This window comes from Leifsonia sp. EB34 (genome assembly GCF_041260585.1).
Classification (GTDB): Bacteria; Actinomycetota; Actinomycetes; order Actinomycetales; family Microbacteriaceae; genus Leifsonia.
Genome location: NZ_JBGCCV010000001.1, coordinates 1428003 through 1447551, shown reverse-complemented (window position 1 = coordinate 1447551; position 19549 = coordinate 1428003). Strand labels below are relative to the sequence as shown.

Below are 19549 nucleotides of genomic sequence, written 5' to 3'. Positions count from 1 at the left end.
CGGCCCGGCATACTGGAGGGCATGACGGTTGGGGATGAGGGTGCGCGGGTTCTCGCGGTGTGCCGGGTCGCGGAGCTGCGGCCGGACGCGGGCAACGTCGGCGTGACGGCGATCGACAAGCAGCCGGTGGACTCGCGGCTGAAGGTGCGCACGCTGGGCCTCTACGGCGACGTGCAGGTCGACCGCACGCACCACGGCGGCTCCACGAAGGCTCTCTACGCGTACGCCGATGAGGCCGCGGAATGGTGGGCGGCGGAACTCGGCCGCCCCATCCCGCCGGGGCTCTTCGGCGAGAACCTGCGGACCGCGGGACTCGACGTCGACGGTGCGGAGATCGGCGAGCGCTGGCGGATCGGCCACAAGCTCGTGGTCGAGGTGACCCGCCCGCGCACGCCGTGCGCGACCTTCCAGCGCCGGATGGGCGAGCCGCAGTGGGTGCGCCGGTTCACCGAGGCGGGGCGTGTCGGCGCGTACCTGGCCGTCGTTCACGCCGGGACGGTCGGCGCGGGCGACGCGGTGGAGGTCGTCCGGAAGCCGGGGCACGGTGTCACGATCGCGTCGTGGTTCACGGCACGGGACTTCGACCAGGCCGACGCGCTCGTGGCGGCGGAGGAGGCCGGTGCGCTGGAGCTCGCGCGCGAGATGCGCGAGTCCATCGCGTCGGTACGCGGCCGGGCGGCTTAGGCCGCCCTACTCCTCGTCCAGCCGCAGCTCCCGCCGCCAGTGCGCCAGGAACTCCGCGCCGGCGGTGTCGTGCACCGCGTCGCCGATCGTGATCACGTCGTACGGCCGCTCCAGCACGCCGTCGGCCGGCCGCACGTCCACGTGGGCGACCTCCCGTCCCGTGCTGTGGACGTAGTCGGCCATCTTGTAGTCGCTGCGCGAGTCCCCGACCGAGCGCCAGCGGTGCGGCAGCGGACCGCGCTCGGCGAAGTAGTCGAACGCGCGCTGGGCGCCGCGGTCCTTGTCGAGCAGCACGGACTCGATGTCGGTGGAGATGATCGTCGTGTCGATCCGGAACGGGACATTCCCTGCCGCGTCCGGGGCGACGCGCTCGCCGTAGCGCAGGCCCAGGCCGAGGCCGGTCAGGAGGTCGAACGCCGCGTCCTCGAAACGTGCCTGGGCCTCCCGGTACGTCTCCGAGTCCACGTCGGTGCGCTGCTCGACGGAGATCATCGCGCGCTTGGTCTCGTCGAAGAACATCGTGTCGGCGAACCGCTCACGGACCAGCGACCGGATCCCGTCGACCGCCGCGTCCGGCAGCGCGACCGACGCGTCGACCGCGACCTCACCCATCCCCTCACCCGTGATCGGCGCCCACGCGCCGCCCTTCTCGAACACGCCGAACATTCGAGTGCCGTGCGACTCCAGCGCGTCGCCGAGGCCGGCGTCGCAGAGCGGGGCGACCACCTGGTGGCGGATGAAGTCGCCCGACCGACCGGTGATGAACGCGATCGGCACGCCGGCGGCGGTCATCGCGACCAGGTCGGTGACGATGCTGCGGATGGCGATGGTCCGGGTGACGGGGCTGGCGATCGGGCCGTCGACGTCGAAGAGGAGTCCGAGGTTGTGCACGCCCCATTCTCCCGCGCCCGTTCTCGGCTGTGCGACCCGACCGCCCGCGAACCGCGGGACAATGGAGTCAGGCCACGAAAGGAACGTCCCGTGCTCCGCACCATGTTCAAGTCGAAGATCCACCGCGCCACCGTCACCCACGCCGACCTCCACTACGTCGGCTCGCTCACGGTCGACCTCGACCTGATGGAGGCCGCCGACCTGCTGCCCGGCGAGCAGGTCGCGGTCGTCGACGTGACCAACGGCGCCCGCTTCGAGACCTACCTGATCGCGGGTGAGCGCGGCAGCGGCGTCATCGGGGTGAACGGGGCGGCGGCGCACCTGGCTCAGGTGGGCGACATCGTCATCGTCATCTCCTACGCGCAGCTCGAGAGCGCCGAGGCGCGGACCTTCGTCCCGGCGGTCGTGCACGTGGACGGCGACAATCGCATCCTCGCGGTCGGCGCCGACCCGGCCGAGGCGCTGAGCGAGGGCGTGAGCGTGCCGCCGTTCGCAGTGCCGTCCGCGGCCGGCACCGTCGTCGCGTGACGTACCGGGCGACCGAGCGCATCCACACCGTCGAGGCCCGGCGGATCGAGCTGGAGGCGGAGGTGCCGTTCGCGCAGCTCCGGCGCGCGTTCGAGGAGCAGGTTCCGGAGCTCGACCAGCGACTGCAGCGCGGCCTCCTCGACCAGGGCGCCGACTGGTCGACGCTGACGCGCATGCTGGAGGGGCCGGCGATGCACGGCCTTGTGCGGTTCTGGACGAGCGACCCGCGGCAGGTCATGCGGGTGGGCGGCGTCGACACGGCGAGCGTGAGCTACCTCGTCGGCGACTACGCGACGGCGGCGCGGATGTACCGTCACGACGCGGGAGCGATGCTGTACACGCCGATGCGCGTCGAGCTGCACGACGCGGGCGGAGGGCGCACGGTGCTCAGCGTGGAGCAGCCGAGCGCGCCGCTGCGCGGGTTCGGCAGCAACAAGATCACGCAGGCCGGGTACGAACTGGATCGGAAGCTGGGCGACCTCCTCGAAGACCTCGGGCTCCCGCGGCCCAGCGTGTTGCGGCTGTAGCGGGCGCGGCTGCGGGTTCACGCTGAGCAGAGTTGGTGCGACCGCTGCGCCTCTCGCCGCGTCGATGGAACGCGCGCGATTGACCAGTATCCTTGCTGAATGGAACTTCGCCAGCTCGAGCACTTCGTCACCGTCGCCGAGGAGCGGCACTTCACGCGCGCGGCGGAGCTGCTGCAGATCTCACAGTCCGGGCTCTCGGCCTCCATCCGCTCGCTCGAGCAGGAGTTGGGCACGTCGCTCTTCATCCGCAGCACCCGCCGCGTCGAACTGACGACGGCCGGTCAGGCGCTGCTGGCGGACTCGGTGCGGACGCTGGCCAGCGCCGCCGCGGCACGCAACGCGGTGGCCGCCGTCCGCGGCCTGTTGCGCGGCCGCCTGACGATCGGCGCCGAGCCGTGCCTCGGGTCGGTCGACCTCCCGGCCGAGCTCGCGGCGTTCCGCACGGCGAACCCCGGCGTGGAGGTGCGGCTGCGGTACTCGGGCTCGGAGGAGCTGGTGGAGGCCGTGGCAGGCGGTCGGGCCGACGTGGCCGTGGTCGTCGACACCGGCCACGCCCCGAGCGGTGTGCGGCTGCGTCCGCTGAGCACCCAGTCGCTGCTGGTGCTCTGCCATCCGGAGCACCGCTTCGCTGCGGAGGACAGCATCCCCATCGAGGCGCTGCGCGGCGAGCCGCTGGTCGGCTTCCAGGAGGGCTGGGCCGCGCAGACGCTGGCCCGGCGGGCGTTCGCGGCGGCCGGCTTCGACTACCGGGCGGCGATGGAGGTCAACGACGTCCACCCCCTCCTCGACCTGGTCGGCTACAACCTCGGCATCGCCGTGGTCCCGGAGAGCTTCGCGCGCAAACGGCCGGAGCAGTTGCGCGCGGTCGCGCTCAGCGGCGACGTGCCGGAGTGGAGCGTCGCGGTGGCCGTGTCCGACGAGCCGAGCCCGGCGGCGGCGGCGTTCCTGCGGCAGTTGGCGCGGGTGGAGGCGCCGACACCCGTCGACGCCCCCACGCCCGCCGCCGAGCGGTCAGCGGAGCAGCCCGCCTGACGATCCTCGAGAGGCCCGCGGCGGACCGCGAGGATCACGCCGCGTTCAGCGCCGCCAGCTCCTCGGCCGTGAGCTCCACGTCCACCGCGGTGAGGGAGTCCAGGATGGTCTCCGGCCGCGACGAGCCCGGGATCGGGATGACGTGCGGGCTCTGCGCGAGGTGCCAGGCCAGCGCGACCACCTGCGGGCTGATGCCGCGTGCGGAGGCGATGTCGGCGAACGGCGCGAACCGGTCGCCCAGGCCGCCCGCGTTCGAGATGCCGCCCAAGGGGCTCCACGGCAGGAACGCGATCCCCAGCTCGTCGGCCAGCCGCAGTTCCGGCTCGCTGGAGCGGAACGCAGGCGAGAACTGGTTCTGCACCGACACCAGACGGCCGCCCAGGATGTCCCGCGCCTGACGGATCTGGTCGGGGTTCGCGTTCGAAATGCCGGCGTAACGGATCAGGCCCTCGTCGAGGAGGTCGCGGACGGCGCCCACCGAGTCCGCATAGGGGACCTCCGGGTCCGGACGGTGGAACTGGTACAGGCCGAGAGCGTCGCCGCCGAGCCGGCGCAGCGACTCCAGCGCGGCCTCCCGGATGTGCTCAGGACGGCCGTCGACCGTCCAACTCCCGTCGCCGGGGCGCAGGTGGCCGCCCTTCGTCGCGACGAGGACGGTGGAGGCGTCGCCGCTCCAGGTGCGCAGCGCCTCCGCGATGAGCTCCTCGTTGTGGCCGACCTCGTCGGCGTGCACGTGGTAGGCGTCGGCGGTGTCGATCAGCGTGACGCCGGCGTCCAGCGCGGCGTGCACGGTCGCGATCGAGCGGGCCCGGTCGGGGCGGCCCTCGATCGACATGGGCATTCCGCCGAGGCCGATCGCGGACACCTGCAGGTCGGCCAGTGCGCGGTACTTCATTCGTTCTCCTTGCTTTTTCGAAACGGGGGCGGGGAGGGAGCCGGGGCTACCAGGCGTAGTCCTCCGGCGCGGTCTTGTGCCCGGGGAAGATCTCGTCCAGCCGGGCCAGCGCCGCGTCGTCCAGGTGCACGTCGAGCGCACGGATACCGGCGTCCAGCTGCTCGCGGGTGCGCGGGCCGATGATCGGCCCGGTCACGCCCGGACGGGTGAGCAGCCAGGCGAGCGCGACGTCGCCGGGCTCGTGGCCGAGCTCGGCGGCGAACGACTCGTAGGCTTCGATCGCGTCGCGGTGGGTGGCGAGCGTCTCCGCCGCGCGACCCTCCAGGCGGCGGCGCCCCTCGTTCTGCTTGCGGATCACGCCGCCGAGCAGGCCGCCGTGCAGCGGCGACCAGGCGATCACTCCGACACCGTTGGCCTGGGCGGCGGGCAGCACCTCCAGCTCCACCTGGCGGGTGAGGAGGTTGTAGATGGACTGCTCGCTCACCAGGCCGAGCGCGTCCCGCTTCCGAGCCTCCGCCTGCGCGGTCGCGATGTGCCAGCCGGCGAAGTTGCTGGAGCCGGCGTACAGGATCTTGCCCTGCGCAATGGCGACGTCGATCGCCTGCCAGATCTCGTCCCACGGGGTGTCCCTGTCCACGTGGTGGAACTGGTAGATGTCGATGTAGTCGGTCTGCAGCCGCTTCAGGCTGGCGTCGAGGGCGCGCCGGATGTTCAGGGCGGACAGTTTGCCCTCGTTGGGCCAGTCGCCCATCGCGCCGTAGAGCTTGGTGGCGAGGACCGTCCGCTCCCGCCGGCCGTCGCCCTGCGCGAACCAATCGCCGATGATCGTCTCGGTCGCGCCGTGGCCCTTGCTGCGGCCGTAGACGTTCGCGGTGTCGAAGTAGTTGACGCCGGCCGCGTGGGCGGCGTCCATGATCCCGTACGAGTCCTCGGGTGTCGTCTCCGGGCCGAAGTTCATCGTGCCGAGCACGAGGCGCGACACCTTCAGGCCGGAGCGGCCGAGCTGGGTGTACTGCATGTCTGTCATGGCGCCAGCCTCCGCCGGAAGCGACGAGAAGTCCAACAGGCGGCGTGGATGGGATTGTGCGGTCTGACTTGTGGATTGCCCGGGCGCTCAGAAGCCGTGGAGCCCGGGGCGTGGCGGTCGCGTCCGCGGTGGCGCGGAGGTCGGGTCTGGTCTTCTCGCCACTGCCGAGTACCGTTCACAACATGAGAGATGCTCGCGTGGCGGTCGTCGTGTTCACCTGCGTGGCGTTCGCCGGGGGAGCGGCGCTGCTCCTCTGGGGCGGGATCTCAGCAGCCCGGGGTGTTCGCGCGGCATTGCCGGTGCTGGTCTTCGGCGTCGGGCTCATCGGAATGGCGATCTTCTTGCTGGTGGCCCTCTCGAAGGACCCCTCACGGCACCCGCGTGCCGCGCCGCGACCGGGGCGCGTGGCGACGGCGCACACCGTGCGGTTCACCGTCGGTGACCGCGAGAAGCACGATGTGGTCTACACCTTCGACCAGATGTGGGGCTGGCTGACCGTCTGGGTCGACGGACGGCTGATCGTCAAGAGATTCGTCACCGTGAGCTTCCGACTGAGCTCGGTGATCGAATTCGAGGTGGGCGAGCAGGAGCGCCACCTGGTCCGCATCGAGAAGACCCGGCCGCTGATGTTCGCGTTCGCCCAACCTCAGCCGATTCGCGCCTTCTCGGACGGAGCCCTGGTCGCGCACAACGACGGCGTCTCCTGACGGCCCACGTCCCTGAGCGTCCCTGCATTTCCAGGATACGTGAGCACAGGGGGCTTGCGGCAAGGCCCCGGTCAGGGCGCAGAATCGTCGATCGTGACTGCCTCCTCGCCTGCCTTCGCCCTGCCCGACAACCTCCGCGCCAAATCCGTTCCCGCCCTCATCGCCGACGACCAGCGGCACTTCGCCGCGATCGGCGACACCCTCCGGAGGACTGTCGCCGAACTGTCCGATCAGCTCGCCGCCGAGTTGCGCGCACCGGGCGGTCACGGTCAGAAGGCGCTCGACCGGGACACGGAGGTGCGCCGCCTGAGCGCCCGGCTGCGGGCGCTGGGACGGTTCGGGATCGACGTGTGCCTCGGCCGGATGGTCACCGATGCCGGGGAGACCGTCTACATCGGCCGTTTCGGGCTCAGCGGCGACGACGGCGAGAAGCTGCTCGTCGACTGGCGGTCGCCCGCGGCCGAGCCGTTCTTCGGGGCAACCCTCGGGCACCCGATGGGCCTGGTCAGCCGGCGGCGTTACCGGTGGGCGAAGGGGCGGGTGACCGATTACTGGGATGAGGTGTTCGCGGCCGACGCGCTCGACGACGCCACCGAGCGGGCGGCGCTGGACGACCAGTCCGCCTTCATCGCGAGCCTCGGCGCGAGCCGGTCGCCGCGGATGCGGGACGTGCTGGCGACCATCCAGGCCGACCAGGACGCGATCATTCGCGACGGCTCGCGCGGTGCGCTCGTGGTCGACGGCGGTCCGGGCACCGGGAAGACGGTGGTCGCGCTGCACCGCGCGGCCTACCTGCTGTACTCCGACCCTCGGCTGTCGCAGGGGCACGGCGGCGTGCTGTTCGTGGGGCCGAGCCCGGCCTACCTCGCCTACGTCTCGGACGTGCTGCCGAGCCTCGGCGAGGAGGGCGTGCAGCTCTGCACGCTGCGCGACCTGCTGCCGGAGGGCGCGACCGCCGAGCCCGAGACCGACGAGACGGTCGCCCGGCTCAAGGCGTCGGGGGCGATGGTGACGGCGGTCGAGCGGGCCGTGCGCTACCACGAGGTCCCGCCGCCGCGCGGGATGGTCGTGGAGACCGAGTGGGCCGACCTCCCGCTGACGCCCGACGACTGGGCGGACGCGTTCGACGCGGCCGGCGTCGGAGTCCCGCACGACGAGGCGCGCGACGAGGTGTGGGAGGAGCTGCTGACGATCCTGGAGGCGAAGGCGGGCGATGCGATCCCGGCCGTCGCGCTGCGCCGCCAACTCACGCAGAACGAGGCGCTGCGGGCGGCCTTCACCCGCGCCTGGCCGCTGCTCGACCCGGAGGGGGTGCTCGGCGACCTGTTCTCGGTGCCCGCCTACCTGCGCGCGTGCGCGCCGTGGCTGACCGACGAGGAGGTGCGCGCGCTGCAGCGGGAGGAGCCCCGGGCGTGGACGCTGTCCGACCTCCCGCTGCTGGACGCCGCCCGGCAGCGGATCGGCGACCCGGCCGCGAACCGGGTGGCGCGCGAGCGGGAGGCCGTGCTCGCCTTCGAACGGGAGGGCCGCAACCGGGTGGTGGACGACCTGATCGCCGCCGACGACGGTGAGGGACTCGTCACGATGCTGAAGGTGGAGGACGCGCAGCGCTCCCTGATCGACGAGGCCGCCCTCCCCAGCCTCGACCCGGACCTCCTCGCCGGGCCGTTCGCGCACATCGTCGTGGACGAGGCGCAGGAGCTCACCGACGCCGAGTGGCGGATGCTGCTGCGGCGCTGCCCGTCGCGCAGCTTCACCATCGTGGGCGACCGGGCGCAGGCGCGGCACGGGTTCACGGACTCGTGGGCCGCGCGGCTGGCGGCGGCGGGCATCCCGGACGTGCGGGTGTCCACGCTGACCGTCAACTACCGCACCCCGGAGGAGATCATGGCGGAGGCCGCGCCGGTGATCCGGGCGGCCATCTCGGACGCGAACGTGCCGACGTCGGTCCGCAGCAGCGGGCTGCCGGTGGTGCGGGGAAGGCGGCAGGAGCTGGACGGGATCGTGGCGCGCTGGCTCGACGAGAACCCGGTCGGGATCGGGTGCGTGATCGCGGCCGAGGGCGGCGTGCGCTGGACCTCGCCCTCCGACCGCATCCGCGCGCTCACGCCGGCGCAGTCGAAGGGGCTGGAGTTCGACCTGGTGGTGCTGCTCGACCCCTGACCGCTTCGGCGACGGGATCGAGGGGACCGTCGACCGGTACGTCGCGATGACGCGGTCGACGCGGGAGTTGGTGGTGCTGGCGGGCTAGACCGCCAGCGCCGCCTGCAGCTCCGCGTCGCTCGGCTCCACCAGGTGCCGCCCGTCCGGGAACACGATCACCGGGATGTTCGTGCGCCCGCTGATCGCCTGGGCGCGGTCGGCCTGCTCGGGCTGGGCGACGAGGTCGATGTACTCGTAGTCGGCGCCGAGGCGGTCGAGGAGGGCCTTGGAGCGGATGCAGTCGCGGCACCAGTCCGCGCCGAACATCGTGACGGTGTCGAAAGTGTCGGTCATGGCCCCAGCCTAAGCAGCGCCGACTGGGAGTCCGCCGTCCAGGACCAGTGTCGCGCTCGCCGCGGTCGGCTCGATGAGGCGGGCGTTCGCGCCGTCGACGTCGCGCGCCCAGGCGAGGGCGGCCTCCGGGGTGCGGCCGTGGCGGGTGTGCCGGTCGACCAGCCGGCGCATCCGCTCCTCCTCGGGGGTCGCGACGAACCAGGACTCGGCGAGCAGGGCCGGGATGCGCGACCACGGGTCGGCGGGTGCGAGCAGGTAGTTGCCCTCCACGACCACCAGGCGCGTGCCTGGCAGGACGGCCAGGCTCCCGGCGATGGGCTCGCCGACCGCGCGGTCGAAGGCGGACGCGTAGACCGGGTGGTCGCGCTCGGCGAGCACCCGCTCCAGCAGCGCCACGAAGCCCCAGCCGTCGAAGGTGTCGATCGCGCCCTTGCGGTCGTGGCGGCCGAGCGACTCCAGGGTGGCGTCGGCGAGGTGGAAGCCGTCCATCGGGAGGTAGGCCGCGACAGGCTCGCCGGCCTCCTCGTTCGCGGCGTCGACCACCGCACGCGCGAGCGTCGTCTTGCCGTAGCCGGGGCTGCCGACGATCCCCACCAGCGCGCGCCCGCCGCCCGCGGCCAGCCGGAGGCCGCGTCGGGCGAGGGTGCGCGGATCGGCGCGCAGAGTGTCGGGATCCATGCCGCCATTGTGCACGCGTCGCCGCAGGATTCGTCCCGAATTCGGCGTATGGCAGCGCGTTTCACGACATTCGTGACGAATGCGGCGGGGGCGGGGCGGGGGCGGGTCGGGGCGGGATCAGCGGGGCTCGGTGCTCGCCCGGACCACGAGCTCCGGCTGGTACAGCACGCGGCGTGGCTCGAGCTCGGGGTTCTCGGCCTCCTCGAGCAGGATCCGCACCGCGGTCTCGCCGATCAGGTGACTCGGCTGGCGGATGGAGGTGAGGGGCACGACCGAGGCGCCGGCGAACTGGATGTCGTCGTAGCCGATCAGCGCGATGTCGCGCGGGACCGCGAGCGAGCCGTCGATGAACAGCGTCTGCAGGAGGCCGATGGCGAGGAGGTCGTTCGCGGCGAAGACCGCGTCGGGCCGGTCCGCGGGTGCCCGGTCGGCGATGGCCTGGCCGGCGCGGCGGCCCTCCAGGACGTCGAGCGCCGCGACGTCCACGACCTCCAGGGTCACGCCGGGGTGGCGCTCGACGACCGAGCGGGCGCCGGCGAGGCGATCGGCGACCTGCTGGATCGCGAGAGGGCCTCCGACGAAGGCGATGCGGGTGCGGCCCGTCTCGATCAGGTGGGTCGCGGCCAGCGCGCCGCCGGCGACGTCGTCCACCGAGACCGAGCTGAAGGTGCTGTCGCTGCTGACCCGGTCGACCAGCACGGCGGGGATGCCGCGGTCGCGCATCCGCCGCAGCCGCGCGGACGGGTCGCCGACGGGGGAGAGCAGCACGCCGCGCACCCGGAGCTCCTCGAAGAGGTTGAGGTAGCCGGACTCCCTGTCCTGGCGCTCGGTGCTGTTGCCGACGATCACCGAGTAGCCGGCGTCGGCGGCGGCGTTCTCGGCGGCGGTGGCCACGTCGGTGAAGAACGGGTTGGCGCCGCTCAGACTGATCAGCCCGATCGCCTGGCTGTGCCCCAGGCGGAGCTGGCGGGCGGCCTCGTTGCGCACGTAGGAGAGCTTCTCCATCGCCAGGTGGACCCGTTCGACCGTCTCGGCGGACACGATCTCGGGACGGTTCAGCACGTTGGACACGGTCCCCACCGACACCTGGGCCAGTGCTGCGACGTCTTTGACGCTTGCGGAAGCCATAGCGATTCCCCTCTCGTCGGTCATCGTAACGGATGCTCGTATTGAATCGAAACAATTTTCAAGTCGGCGCAGAACGGCAGCAATTCCGACCTTCGACCCCACGGATGAAAGCCCAGATCAAGACCAGTTTATCGGAACAATGGATCGTACGGCGCGACTTGAACGCACGATTCAGAGCTGAAATCCGTCGCCGTTACTGAATCGACACAATTGGTTCTTGACGTAATCCGCCGCAGGACTTATCTTCATGTGAAGCGTTTCAAAACACCCCGAACACCCAGGGGCGGAAGCGTCCCGAATACAAGGAGGTATTTGATGTTCTCTCGCAGGACGACGACCAGGGTCGTCGCCACGCTCGGCGGCATCGCCATCGCGGCGCTCGCCCTCGCCGGCTGCAGCTCGTCCGGGTCGTCCGGCTCAGGCGGCCCCACCACCATCTCGCTGCTCGCCAGCGGCAACGACCCCGCGAGCACCAAGTTCGCCAACGATCTGGCGACCGCGTTCCACAAGGCCAACCCCTCGATCACGGTGAAGGTGGAGACGCGCCCCGGCGGCACGGACGGGGACAACCTGGTCAAGACCCGCCTGTCGACCGGCGAGATGAACGATGTCTTCCTCTACAACTCCGGCTCGCTCTTCCAGGCTCTCCACCCCGACACCCAGCTCCAGCCGCTCACCGACGAATCCTGGGTGAAGGACCTCACGAGCGACTTCAAGAAGACCGTCGGCACCAGCAAGGGCGTCTACGGCGCGCCCTGGAGCACCACCTTCAACGGCGGCATCATGTACAACAAGAAGGTCTACGAGAAGCTCGGACTGCAGGTGCCCACCACCTGGAGCGAGTTCATCAGCAACAGCGAGAAGATCAAGGCCGCCGGCATCGTCCCGGTCATCCAGTCCTACGGAGACACCTGGACCAGCCAGCTGTTCGTGCTCGGCGACTTCGCCAACGTCAACGCGGCCGACCCGAAGTGGGCGGACGAGTACACGGCGAACAAGCCGAACGCGAAGTACTCCAAGGCTCCGGCGCTCGAAGGGTTCACGCACACGCAGGAGGTCTTCGACAAGGGCCTGATGAACAAGGACTACGCGTCCCTCACCAACGTCAACGCCCTCAAGATGCTGGCGACCGGCGAAGGTGCGCAGTACCCGATGATCACGGCCGTCATCAGCAACGTGCTGCAGTCCAACCCCGCCAACATCAACGACATCGGCTACTTCGCGATTCCGACCGACAAGGGCGCCCCGCACGCCACCGTCTGGGAGCCGGGTGGCTCCTACATCCCGAAGACCACCACCGGCGACAAGCTGACGGCCGCGAAGAAGCTGGTCGCGTTCATCAACTCGCCCACCGGCTGCGACATCCAGAACAGCGCGGGCACCCCCGCCGGCCCGTTCGCGATCAGCACCTGCAAGGTCCCGGACAGCGCCCCCGCGCTGGTCAAGGACGAGCTGAAGTACCAGGACGACAAGAAGACCGGCCTCGCGCTCGAGTTCCTGTCGCCGATCAAGGGCCCGAACCTGGAGAAGATCCTGATCCAGGTCGGCTCCGGCATCTCCACCGCTCAGCAGGGTGCGGCCCTGTACGACCAGGATGTGAAGGCCCAGGCCCAGCAGCTCGGCATCAAGGGCTGGTGAGCCCGTCCGGGCCGGCGCTGCGGCGCCGGCCCGGACACCACACCCCCAGAAGACTCGACGAGGAGCAGACAATGTCGACGGCAAGCCCCGTGACCGCCACCCAAGCGGCCGACATCATCACCGAGGTGGGGGCCTCGGCGAAGAACAGACCCCAGAAGAGCCGGATGCGGTCGGCCTACCCGACCTGGTTCTTCATCCCAGCGCTCGTCCTATACGCGATCTTCTTCGCGATCCCGACGATCTCCTCCTTCTACTTCTCGCTCACTCGGTGGTCGCTGTTCGACTCGCAGTTCATCGGGTTCGCGAACTACGTGCAGTTCTTCCAGGACCCGCAGCTCTACACGAGCTTCATCCACACCCTCATCTACGCGGTGCTCACCTCGGGGGTGAAGGTGATCCTCGGCTTCCTGCTCGCGCTGCTGCTGACCTCCCCGGTCGTGGGCCGCGGCTATCTGCGGGCGGTGGTGTTCTTCCCGGTGCTGCTGTCGACGATCGGCGTCGGCATCCTCTGGAAGTCGCTGCTCGACCCGTTCCACGGCATGGTCAACGCGGTGCTCGGCTTCTTCGGCCTCCCGCAGCCGGGCTGGTTCACCGACCCGAACCTGGCGCTTTACACGATCGCCGGCGTCGACATCTGGAAGGGCGTCGGCATCGCGACTCTGATCTTCATGGCCGGCATGGTCGCCATCCCCAATGAGTACTACGAGGCGGCCAGGATCGACGGCGCCGGCGGCTGGAACATCCTGCGCCGCATCACGATCCCGCTCTCGCGCGGCGCGACGGCGACGGTCATCATCTTGTCGCTGATCGGCGGGCTGCGCTCCTTCGACATCATCTGGGCGACCACGGGAGGCGGCCCCGGCTTCACCAGTGACGTGCTCGCGTCGGTGATCTACAAGCAGTACCAGGCGGGGTTCTACGGCCTGTCGACGGCGGGCAACGTCGTCCTCTTCCTCGTGGTGACGCTGATCATGGTGCCGCTGTCGTACGTCCTGAACAGAAAGCAGGTGGAGCTGTGACCCGCACGAAGGTCCGCGCCTGGATCGTGGGCGTCGTCGCGATCCTCGTCTCCGTCGTCGTCTTCCTCGTGCCGTTCGCCTTCGTGGTGCTGCAGGCGTCGAAGACCCCGGACGACGCCTCCAGCCTGGCCTTCACCTGGCCGAAGGAGTGGTCGTTCTTCCCGAACCTGATCGCGGTGCTGCAGAGCAACGACGGACTCATCTGGCGGGCATTCCTCAACTCGTTCGTCCTCACCGTCGGATCGGTCGCGCTCATGGTGATCCTGTCGGCGATGGCCGGCTACGTCCTCGCTCGCAAGCGCAGCAAGTGGGGGCCGGTGGTCAACTTCTTCGTGCTCGCCGGTCTGATCGTGCCGCCCGCCGTGGTGCCGACGATCTGGGTGCTGCAGGGGACGGGCCTCTACAAGACCATGCCGGGCATGATCCTGATCGAGACCACCTTCGGGCTGTCGTTCTGCATCCTGCTGTTCCGCGCGTTCTTCAACACCGTGCCGAGGGAGCTCGACGAGGCGGCGGTGCTGGACGGCGCCGGCCGGGTGCGGTTGTTCTTCCAGGTCATCCTGCCGCTGCTGAAGCCGGTGATCGTGACCGTGATCGTGGTGCAGTCGGTGTTCGTCTTCAACGACTTCGCCGGGCCGCTGTACTTCCTGCCCGGGTCGGACAACGCGACCGTCCAGACCACGCTCTACACGTTCGCCGGGCAGAACCTGAGCTTCTACAACCTGCTCTTCATGGACATCCTGCTCATCACCATCCCGCCGCTGGTCGCCTACATCTTCTTCAACCGGCAGATCGTCGCCGGCATGACCAGCGGCGCGATCAAGGGCTGAGCGCCTCCACGCACCGACAACGAACACCGAAACCGAACACGAAACGGAAAGACGCGAAAACATGACTTGGCACGCCCAGATGATCGCCGCCGACCAGGCCTTCGACGGAGCCCCGCTGCTGCGCAGGGAGTTCGCGCTGGAGGGCGGCCACGGCGCCGTCGCCCGCGCGACGCTCACCCTCACCGCGCAGGGGGTGGTGGAGGCCTGGCTGAACGGCCGGCCCGTCTCGGACGACCTGCTCACGCCCGGTTGGAGCAGCTACGAGTGGCGCCTCCGCTACGCGACCTACGACGTGACGGCGCTGGTGGAGGCGAGCTCTTCGGAGGAGGGGACCGTGCTCGGTCTCGCGCTCGGCAAGGGCTGGTTCGGCGGACGTCTCGGCTGGACGGGCGGCGGCTCCTGGTACGGGGACGCGCAGGGCGCGTTCGCGCAGCTCGAGGTCGAGTTCGCCGACGGCAGCACGCAACTCGTCGTCACCGACGGCGCATGGGCCAGCGGGCCGAGCGCGGTGCTGGCCAACGACCTCTACGACGGCGAGACCATCGACGCCCGGCTGCGCGACGACGCCTGGAAGCTGCAGGGTTTCGCCGGCGAGGGCTGGACCGGCACGCACGCGATCGAGTTCGACACCGCCAAGCTGCAGCCGTACATCGGCCCGGCCGTGAAGCGCTGGGCGGCCCTCCCGGTGCAGGAGATCAGCACCTCCCCGTCGGGCAAGACGCTGATCGACTTCGGCCAGAACCTGGTCGGCTGGATCAAGGTGCGCGTGCAGGGACCGGCGGGCGCCGAGGTGACCATCCGGCACGCGGAGGTGCTGGAGCACGGCGAGCTCGGCGTGCGCCCGCTGCGCAGCGCGCAGGCGACCGACCGCTACATCCTCTCGGGTGGCGTGGACGAGTTCGAGCCGACCTTCACCTTCCACGGCTTCCGCTACGCCGAGGTCACCGGCTGGCCGGGCGAGTTGAAGGCGGAGGACCTGACGGCGATCGCGATCGGCTCCGAGCTGACCCGGATCGGCGAGTTCTCCAGCTCCGACCCGCTGCTCAACCAGTTCCACGAGAACGTGGTGTGGGGGATGCGCGGCAACTTCGTCGACGTGCCCACCGACTGCCCGCAGCGCGACGAGCGCCTGGGCTGGACCGGCGACATCGCCGCGTTCGCGCCGACCGCCGCGTACCTCTACGACGTGGACGCGTTCCTCTCCGACTGGCTGGTCGACCTCGACCTGGAGCAGCGGCACAACGACGGGATCGTCGGCTTCGTCATCCCGGACGTGCTCAAGTACATGCCGCACCCGGAGTCCTTCGGCAAGCCGGACACGACCGCGCTGTGGAGCGACGCCGCTGTCTGGGTGCCGTGGGATCTCTACGAGGCGTACGGCGACACCGCGGTGCTGGAGCGGCAGTTCGACTCGATGGCCTCGCACGTGCGCCGGGTGAAGTCGCTGCTCTCGCCGGCCGGCGTCTGGGACGGCAACTTCCAGTTCGGCGACTGGCTCGACCCGGACGCCCCGCCGGAGGACCCGGCGAAGGCGAAGGCCGACAAGGGCGTCGTCGCGACCGCGTGCGCGTACCGGTCGGCGCAGATCCTGGCCCACACCGCCGCGCTGCTCGGCCGCACGGCGGAGCACGCGGAGTTCGAGGCGCACGCCGCCGACCTCCGCGCCGCCTTCAACCGGGAGTACGTCTCGGGCGGCGTCGTGCTGAGCGACTGCACCACGGTGTACTCGCTGGCGATCGTGTTCGGCCTGCTCGACCCGGCCGACGAGCAGTTCGCAGGCGACCGGCTCGCCGAGCTCGCGGCGGACGCCGGCTACCGCATCTCCACCGGCTTCGCCGGCACGCCGTTCATCGCGGACGCGCTGACGCAGACCGGCCACACCGACGTCGCCTACCGCCTGCTGCTGGAGAAGGAATGCCCGTCGTGGCTCTACCCGGTCACGATGGGCGCGACCACGGTGTGGGAGCGCTGGGACTCGATGCTGCCGGACGGCACCATCAACCCGGGCGAGATGACCTCCTTCAACCACTACGCCCTCGGCGCGGTGGCGGACTGGATGCACCGGGTGGTCGGCGGCCTCGCTCCGCTGACGCCGGGCTACGCGTCGGTGCTGGTGGCGCCGCAGCCGGGTGGAGGCCTCACCGAGGCGTCCACCTCGCTGGAGACCCGGCACGGCCGGGTGTCGGTGCGCTGGAGCCTCGACGGCGACCTCCTGACGGTCGACGCCGAGCTCCCGGAGGGCGTCGACGGCATCCTGCGGCTCCCGGGCCGTGAGGACCAGCGGCTGAGCGGCGGGCCGGTCTCGGTCACCGCGGAGCTTCCCGCGTCCGTGGGCGCTGTGCGCTGACCGGCGGGGAGTGATCGACCATGCGGCGCGGCTGCCTCTGCTCGGCGTCGCGCCGCGTGGGCGGTGGAGCTCAAGGGCAGCGCGGAGCGATGCCGCGACCCCAGCCCCGAGGGAGCCTGCGACCGAGGTTTCGACAAGCGCTGACGCGCCCGGGGTTGCGGCTCTTCCGGGACGTGCTATTCTTTGAATCGATTCAACTTGAATCGATTCACAACCATCAATGACGAGAACACAGCGACGAAGGAGTTGACGTGGAACGGGTGTGCTTCACGATGCGGCTGAAGCCGGAGCGGGTCGCCGACTACCTGGCCGCGCACGAGACCGTCTGGCCGGAGATGCTCGACGCACTGCGCGAGACCGGCTGGTCGGACTACTCCCTCTTCGTCGACCGGGAGGAAGCGCTCGTCGTCGGTGTCCTGGAGACCGACGACTTCGAGGGCGCGATCGCCGCGATGAACCAGCGCGAGGTCAACGCGCGCTGGCAGGCCACGATGGCCGAGTTCTTCGCGGAGGAGACCGCTCCGGACAGCGCGATGAAGCGGCTGGACGAGTACTTCCACCTCGACTGAACAGAGAAGCAAGGGATAGACAGAGACGTGAGAGTCGGAAGCAGCAGCACCACCGGATGGCGGGCCACCAGCTCGGTCGCCATGAGCAACTACATCGAGTCGGGGTCGATCATCGCGATCGCCACCAGCCTCGGGTTCTGGCAGGCCGAGTTCCACCTGACCGACGGGTTCGTCGGCATCCTCGCCGCCTTCAGCGCGAACGCGTTCGGCGCGGCGATCGGCGCCATCCTGGGCGGACCGCTCACCGACCGGCTCGGCCGCAAGTTCATCTACACCTACGACCTGCTGCTCTACATGCTCGGCGTCCTGCTCGCGGTGTTCGCCGTCAACGAGGGGATGCTGTTCGCCGCGTTCCTCATCACCGGCATCGCGGTCGGCGCGGGAGTCCCGGCCTCCTGGACCTACATCGCCGAGCAGGCGCCCGACCACGCCCGCGCCAAGCACGTCGGCATGGCGCAGCTCGCCTGGTCCATCGGCCCGCTGATCGGCTTCGCCCTGGCCGCCGCGCTCGCCCCGCTCGGGCTGCTCGGCAGCCGGATCATCTTCTTCCACCTGTTCGTGGTGGCCGGCATCGTCTGGTGGGTCCGCCAGGGCCTGCCCGAGTCGAAGCTGTGGACGGACGTCCAGACCGGCGCCGTCTCCACGGCCGCCTCGGGCCGCGGGATGCGCTCCCTGTTCTCCAAGCGCGTGAACATCACCGCGCTGCTGTTCCTCTTCGGCGTCTACGGGTTCTGGAACCTGGTCGCCGGCCAGGCGGGCATCTTCATGCCGCGCGTCTACGCGGCCGCGGGCGTGCACAGCGCGGTCGAGCAGGACCTGCTGCAGGTGCTGGTCTGGGGCTGCACGGTGGCCGCCACCTACTTCGGCTTCATGCGGCTGGCCGACCGGATGTCGCGCCGCATCCTCTACGGGATCGGCGCGGTGCTCGGGATCGTGGCGTGGTTCGTCCTCGTGTTCGCGCCTCCCGGCCTCCCGACCCTGCTGACCTTCGCGATCACCTGGGGCATCGCCTCCGGCATCGGCGCACAGGCCTTCTACGGGGTGTGGACGGCCGAGCTGTTCGCGACGCCGTACCGGGCGAGCGCGCAGGGCGTCCTGTTCTTCGCGGCCCGCATCGCCGTCGGCCTGCTCAGCTCGGTGTTCCCGGTGCTGCTCGCCAGCAGCGGCGTGCCGACCGTCGGCCTGATCCTCATCGGCTTCCTCGCTGTCGCGCTGCTGATCGGCGTGATCTGGGCTCCGGCCACTCAGGGGAAGTCGCTGCGGCAGATCGAAGGGGAGCGCTATGCGCGGTGGAGCTCAGGGGCAGCGCGGAGCGATGCCGCGACCCCAGCGCCGAGGGAGCCTGCGACCGAGGTCCACGAATGAACAGCCCGACCGAAAGGGAGACCATGACCCTCACCGACGACATCCGCTCGCAGCTCGCGCTGCAGGCGATCGAGCTGCCCTCCTGGGCGTTCGGCAACTCGGGGACGCGCTTCCGGGTGTTCGGCACTCCGGGCACGGCGCGCGACCCGTTCGAGAAGATCTCGGACGCGGCGCAGGTGCACAAGCACACCGGTCTCGCCCCGACGGTCGCCCTGCACATCCCGTGGGACAAGGTGGACTCCTACGCCGACCTCCGGAAGCACGCGCAGGACAACGGCGTGGAGCTCGGCACGGTCAACTCGAACACGTTCCAGGACGACGACTACAAGTTCGGATCGGTCACCCACTGGGACGACCGGATCCGCCAGAAGGCGATCGACCACCACTTCGAGTGCATCGACATCATGAACGAGACCGGCTCGCGCGACCTGAAGATCTGGCTCGCGGACGGCACCAACTACCCGGGCCAGGACTCGATGCGCGCCCGGCAGGACCGTCTGGCCGACTCGCTCGCGAAGATCTACGAGCGCATCGGCGAGGGCCAGCGGCTGGTGCTGGAGTACAAGTTCTTCGAGCCGTCGTTCTATCACACGGACGTTCCGGACTGGGGGACCAGCTACGTGCAGACCGCCGCGCTGGGAGAGCGGGCGATGGTGTGCCTGGACACCGGCCACCACGCGCCGGGCACGAACATCGAGTTCATCGTGATGCAGCTCCTGCGCCTCGGGAAGCTCGGCTCGTTCGACTTCAACAGCCGCTTCTACGCCGACGACGACCTGATCGTGGGCGCCGCCGACCCGTTCCAGCTGTTCCGGATCGTGTTCGAGGTCATCCGCGGCGGCGGGTACGCCAACCCGGAAGTCGCCTTCATGCTCGACCAGTGCCACAATCTGGAGGCGAAGATCCCGGGCCAGATCCGCTCGGTGCTGAACGTGCAGGAGGCGACCGCCAAGGCACTCCTGGTCGACACGGAGGCGCTCGCCGCCGCGCAGGCCGCCGGCGACGTGCTCGCCGCCAACACGGTGTTCATGGACGCGTTCAACACGGACGTGCGCGCCGACCTGGCCGCCTGGCGCGAGTCGCGCGGCCTCCCCGCCGACCCGATGGCCGCTTACAAGGCCTCCGGCTACCAGCAGAAGATCGAGACCGAGCGCGTCGGCGGCACCCAGGCCGGCTGGGGCGCCTGAG

The 19549-nt window shown here is 70.3% G+C and carries 19 protein-coding genes; 13 read left to right on the top strand and 6 right to left on the bottom strand.

Features of this window, described 5'->3' with window-relative positions:
* The first annotated feature begins 21 nt into the window (after positions 1-21).
* Positions 22-684, top strand: coding sequence for an MOSC domain-containing protein (locus ABIA36_RS06965; RefSeq protein WP_369961556.1), 663 nt, complete (start codon positions 22-24; stop codon positions 682-684).
* A gap of 6 nt (positions 685-690) precedes the next feature.
* On the opposite strand, the gene ABIA36_RS06960 is transcribed toward ABIA36_RS06965, so the two are convergent.
* Positions 691-1575: a hypothetical protein gene (locus ABIA36_RS06960; RefSeq protein WP_369961555.1), complete on the bottom strand. Its 885-nt coding sequence runs from the start codon at positions 1573-1575 to the stop codon at positions 691-693.
* A gap of 90 nt (positions 1576-1665) precedes the next feature.
* Between ABIA36_RS06960 and panD the strand changes: the two genes are divergently transcribed.
* The 3 genes from panD (at position 1666) to ABIA36_RS06945 (ending at position 3662) form a co-directional block, all read left to right on the top strand.
* Positions 1666-2103: an aspartate 1-decarboxylase gene (gene panD, locus ABIA36_RS06955; RefSeq protein ID WP_369961554.1), complete on the top strand. Its 438-nt coding sequence runs from the start codon at positions 1666-1668 to the stop codon at positions 2101-2103.
* Positions 2100-2630: a hypothetical protein gene (locus ABIA36_RS06950; protein WP_369961553.1), complete on the top strand. Its 531-nt coding sequence runs from the start codon at positions 2100-2102 to the stop codon at positions 2628-2630. The genes panD and ABIA36_RS06950 overlap by 4 nt, the downstream gene beginning before the upstream one ends.
* Positions 2631-2729: 99 nt before the next feature.
* The gene (locus ABIA36_RS06945; RefSeq protein WP_369961552.1) at positions 2730-3662 is read left to right on the top strand and encodes a LysR family transcriptional regulator; all 933 of its coding nucleotides are present in this window, start codon (positions 2730-2732) and stop codon (positions 3660-3662) included.
* A 34-nt stretch (positions 3663-3696) separates the two neighbouring features.
* On the opposite strand, the gene ABIA36_RS06940 is transcribed toward ABIA36_RS06945, so the two are convergent.
* On the bottom strand, positions 3697-4557 hold the full coding sequence (locus ABIA36_RS06940; protein ID WP_369961551.1) for an aldo/keto reductase: 861 nt from the start codon (positions 4555-4557) through the stop codon (positions 3697-3699).
* Positions 4558-4603: 46 nt separating this feature from the next.
* Positions 4604-5575 (bottom strand): aldo/keto reductase, encoded by a 972-nt coding sequence (locus ABIA36_RS06935; protein WP_369962090.1) that lies wholly within the window; start codon positions 5573-5575, stop codon positions 4604-4606.
* A 191-nt stretch (positions 5576-5766) separates the two neighbouring features.
* Here ABIA36_RS06935 and ABIA36_RS06930 point away from each other — a divergent pair, with 191 nt between their 5' ends.
* Both ABIA36_RS06930 and helR read left to right on the top strand, forming a co-directional pair.
* Positions 5767-6291, top strand: a complete 525-nt coding sequence (locus ABIA36_RS06930; protein WP_369961550.1) for a hypothetical protein — start codon at positions 5767-5769, stop codon at positions 6289-6291.
* 93 nt (positions 6292-6384) lie between these two features.
* On the top strand, positions 6385-8454 hold the full coding sequence (gene helR / locus ABIA36_RS06925; RefSeq protein ID WP_369961549.1) for an RNA polymerase recycling motor ATPase HelR: 2070 nt from the start codon (positions 6385-6387) through the stop codon (positions 8452-8454).
* Between the two features lie 84 nt (positions 8455-8538).
* Here the strand turns inward: helR and ABIA36_RS06920 are convergent, their stop codons facing one another.
* The 3 genes from ABIA36_RS06920 to ABIA36_RS06910 form a co-directional block, all read right to left on the bottom strand.
* The gene (locus ABIA36_RS06920; RefSeq protein WP_369961548.1) at positions 8539-8787 is read right to left on the bottom strand and encodes a glutaredoxin family protein; all 249 of its coding nucleotides are present in this window, start codon (positions 8785-8787) and stop codon (positions 8539-8541) included.
* Positions 8788-8796: 9 nt separating this feature from the next.
* On the bottom strand, positions 8797-9465 hold the full coding sequence (locus tag ABIA36_RS06915) for a nucleoside/nucleotide kinase family protein (RefSeq protein WP_369961547.1): 669 nt from the start codon (positions 9463-9465) through the stop codon (positions 8797-8799).
* A gap of 117 nt (positions 9466-9582) precedes the next feature.
* Complete coding sequence (locus tag ABIA36_RS06910; RefSeq protein WP_369961546.1) at positions 9583-10593, bottom strand: LacI family DNA-binding transcriptional regulator; 1011 nt, start codon at positions 10591-10593, stop codon at positions 9583-9585.
* A gap of 315 nt (positions 10594-10908) precedes the next feature.
* Here ABIA36_RS06910 and ABIA36_RS06905 point away from each other — a divergent pair, with 315 nt between their 5' ends.
* The 7 genes from ABIA36_RS06905 (at position 10909) to rhaI (ending at position 19548) form a co-directional block, all read left to right on the top strand.
* Positions 10909-12231 (top strand): ABC transporter substrate-binding protein, encoded by a 1323-nt coding sequence (locus tag ABIA36_RS06905; protein WP_369961544.1) that lies wholly within the window; start codon positions 10909-10911, stop codon positions 12229-12231.
* 71 nt (positions 12232-12302) lie between these two features.
* Positions 12303-13250 (top strand): carbohydrate ABC transporter permease, encoded by a 948-nt coding sequence (locus ABIA36_RS06900; protein ID WP_369961543.1) that lies wholly within the window; start codon positions 12303-12305, stop codon positions 13248-13250.
* Complete coding sequence (locus ABIA36_RS06895; RefSeq protein ID WP_369961542.1) at positions 13247-14080, top strand: carbohydrate ABC transporter permease; 834 nt, start codon at positions 13247-13249, stop codon at positions 14078-14080. The genes ABIA36_RS06900 and ABIA36_RS06895 overlap by 4 nt, the downstream gene beginning before the upstream one ends.
* A gap of 61 nt (positions 14081-14141) precedes the next feature.
* Complete coding sequence (locus ABIA36_RS06890; protein ID WP_369961541.1) at positions 14142-16427, top strand: family 78 glycoside hydrolase catalytic domain; 2286 nt, start codon at positions 14142-14144, stop codon at positions 16425-16427.
* Positions 16428-16678: 251 nt separating this feature from the next.
* On the top strand, positions 16679-16996 hold the full coding sequence (locus ABIA36_RS06885) for an L-rhamnose mutarotase (RefSeq protein ID WP_369961540.1): 318 nt from the start codon (positions 16679-16681) through the stop codon (positions 16994-16996).
* Positions 16997-17077: 81 nt separating this feature from the next.
* A complete protein-coding gene (locus tag ABIA36_RS06880) occupies positions 17078-18361 on the top strand; it encodes an MFS transporter (protein ID WP_369961539.1) in 1284 nt (427 codons plus the stop codon).
* Positions 18362-18384: 23 nt separating this feature from the next.
* Positions 18385-19548: an L-rhamnose isomerase gene (rhaI, locus tag ABIA36_RS06875; RefSeq protein WP_369961538.1), complete on the top strand. Its 1164-nt coding sequence runs from the start codon at positions 18385-18387 to the stop codon at positions 19546-19548.
* Position 19549: the final 1 nt, after the last annotated feature.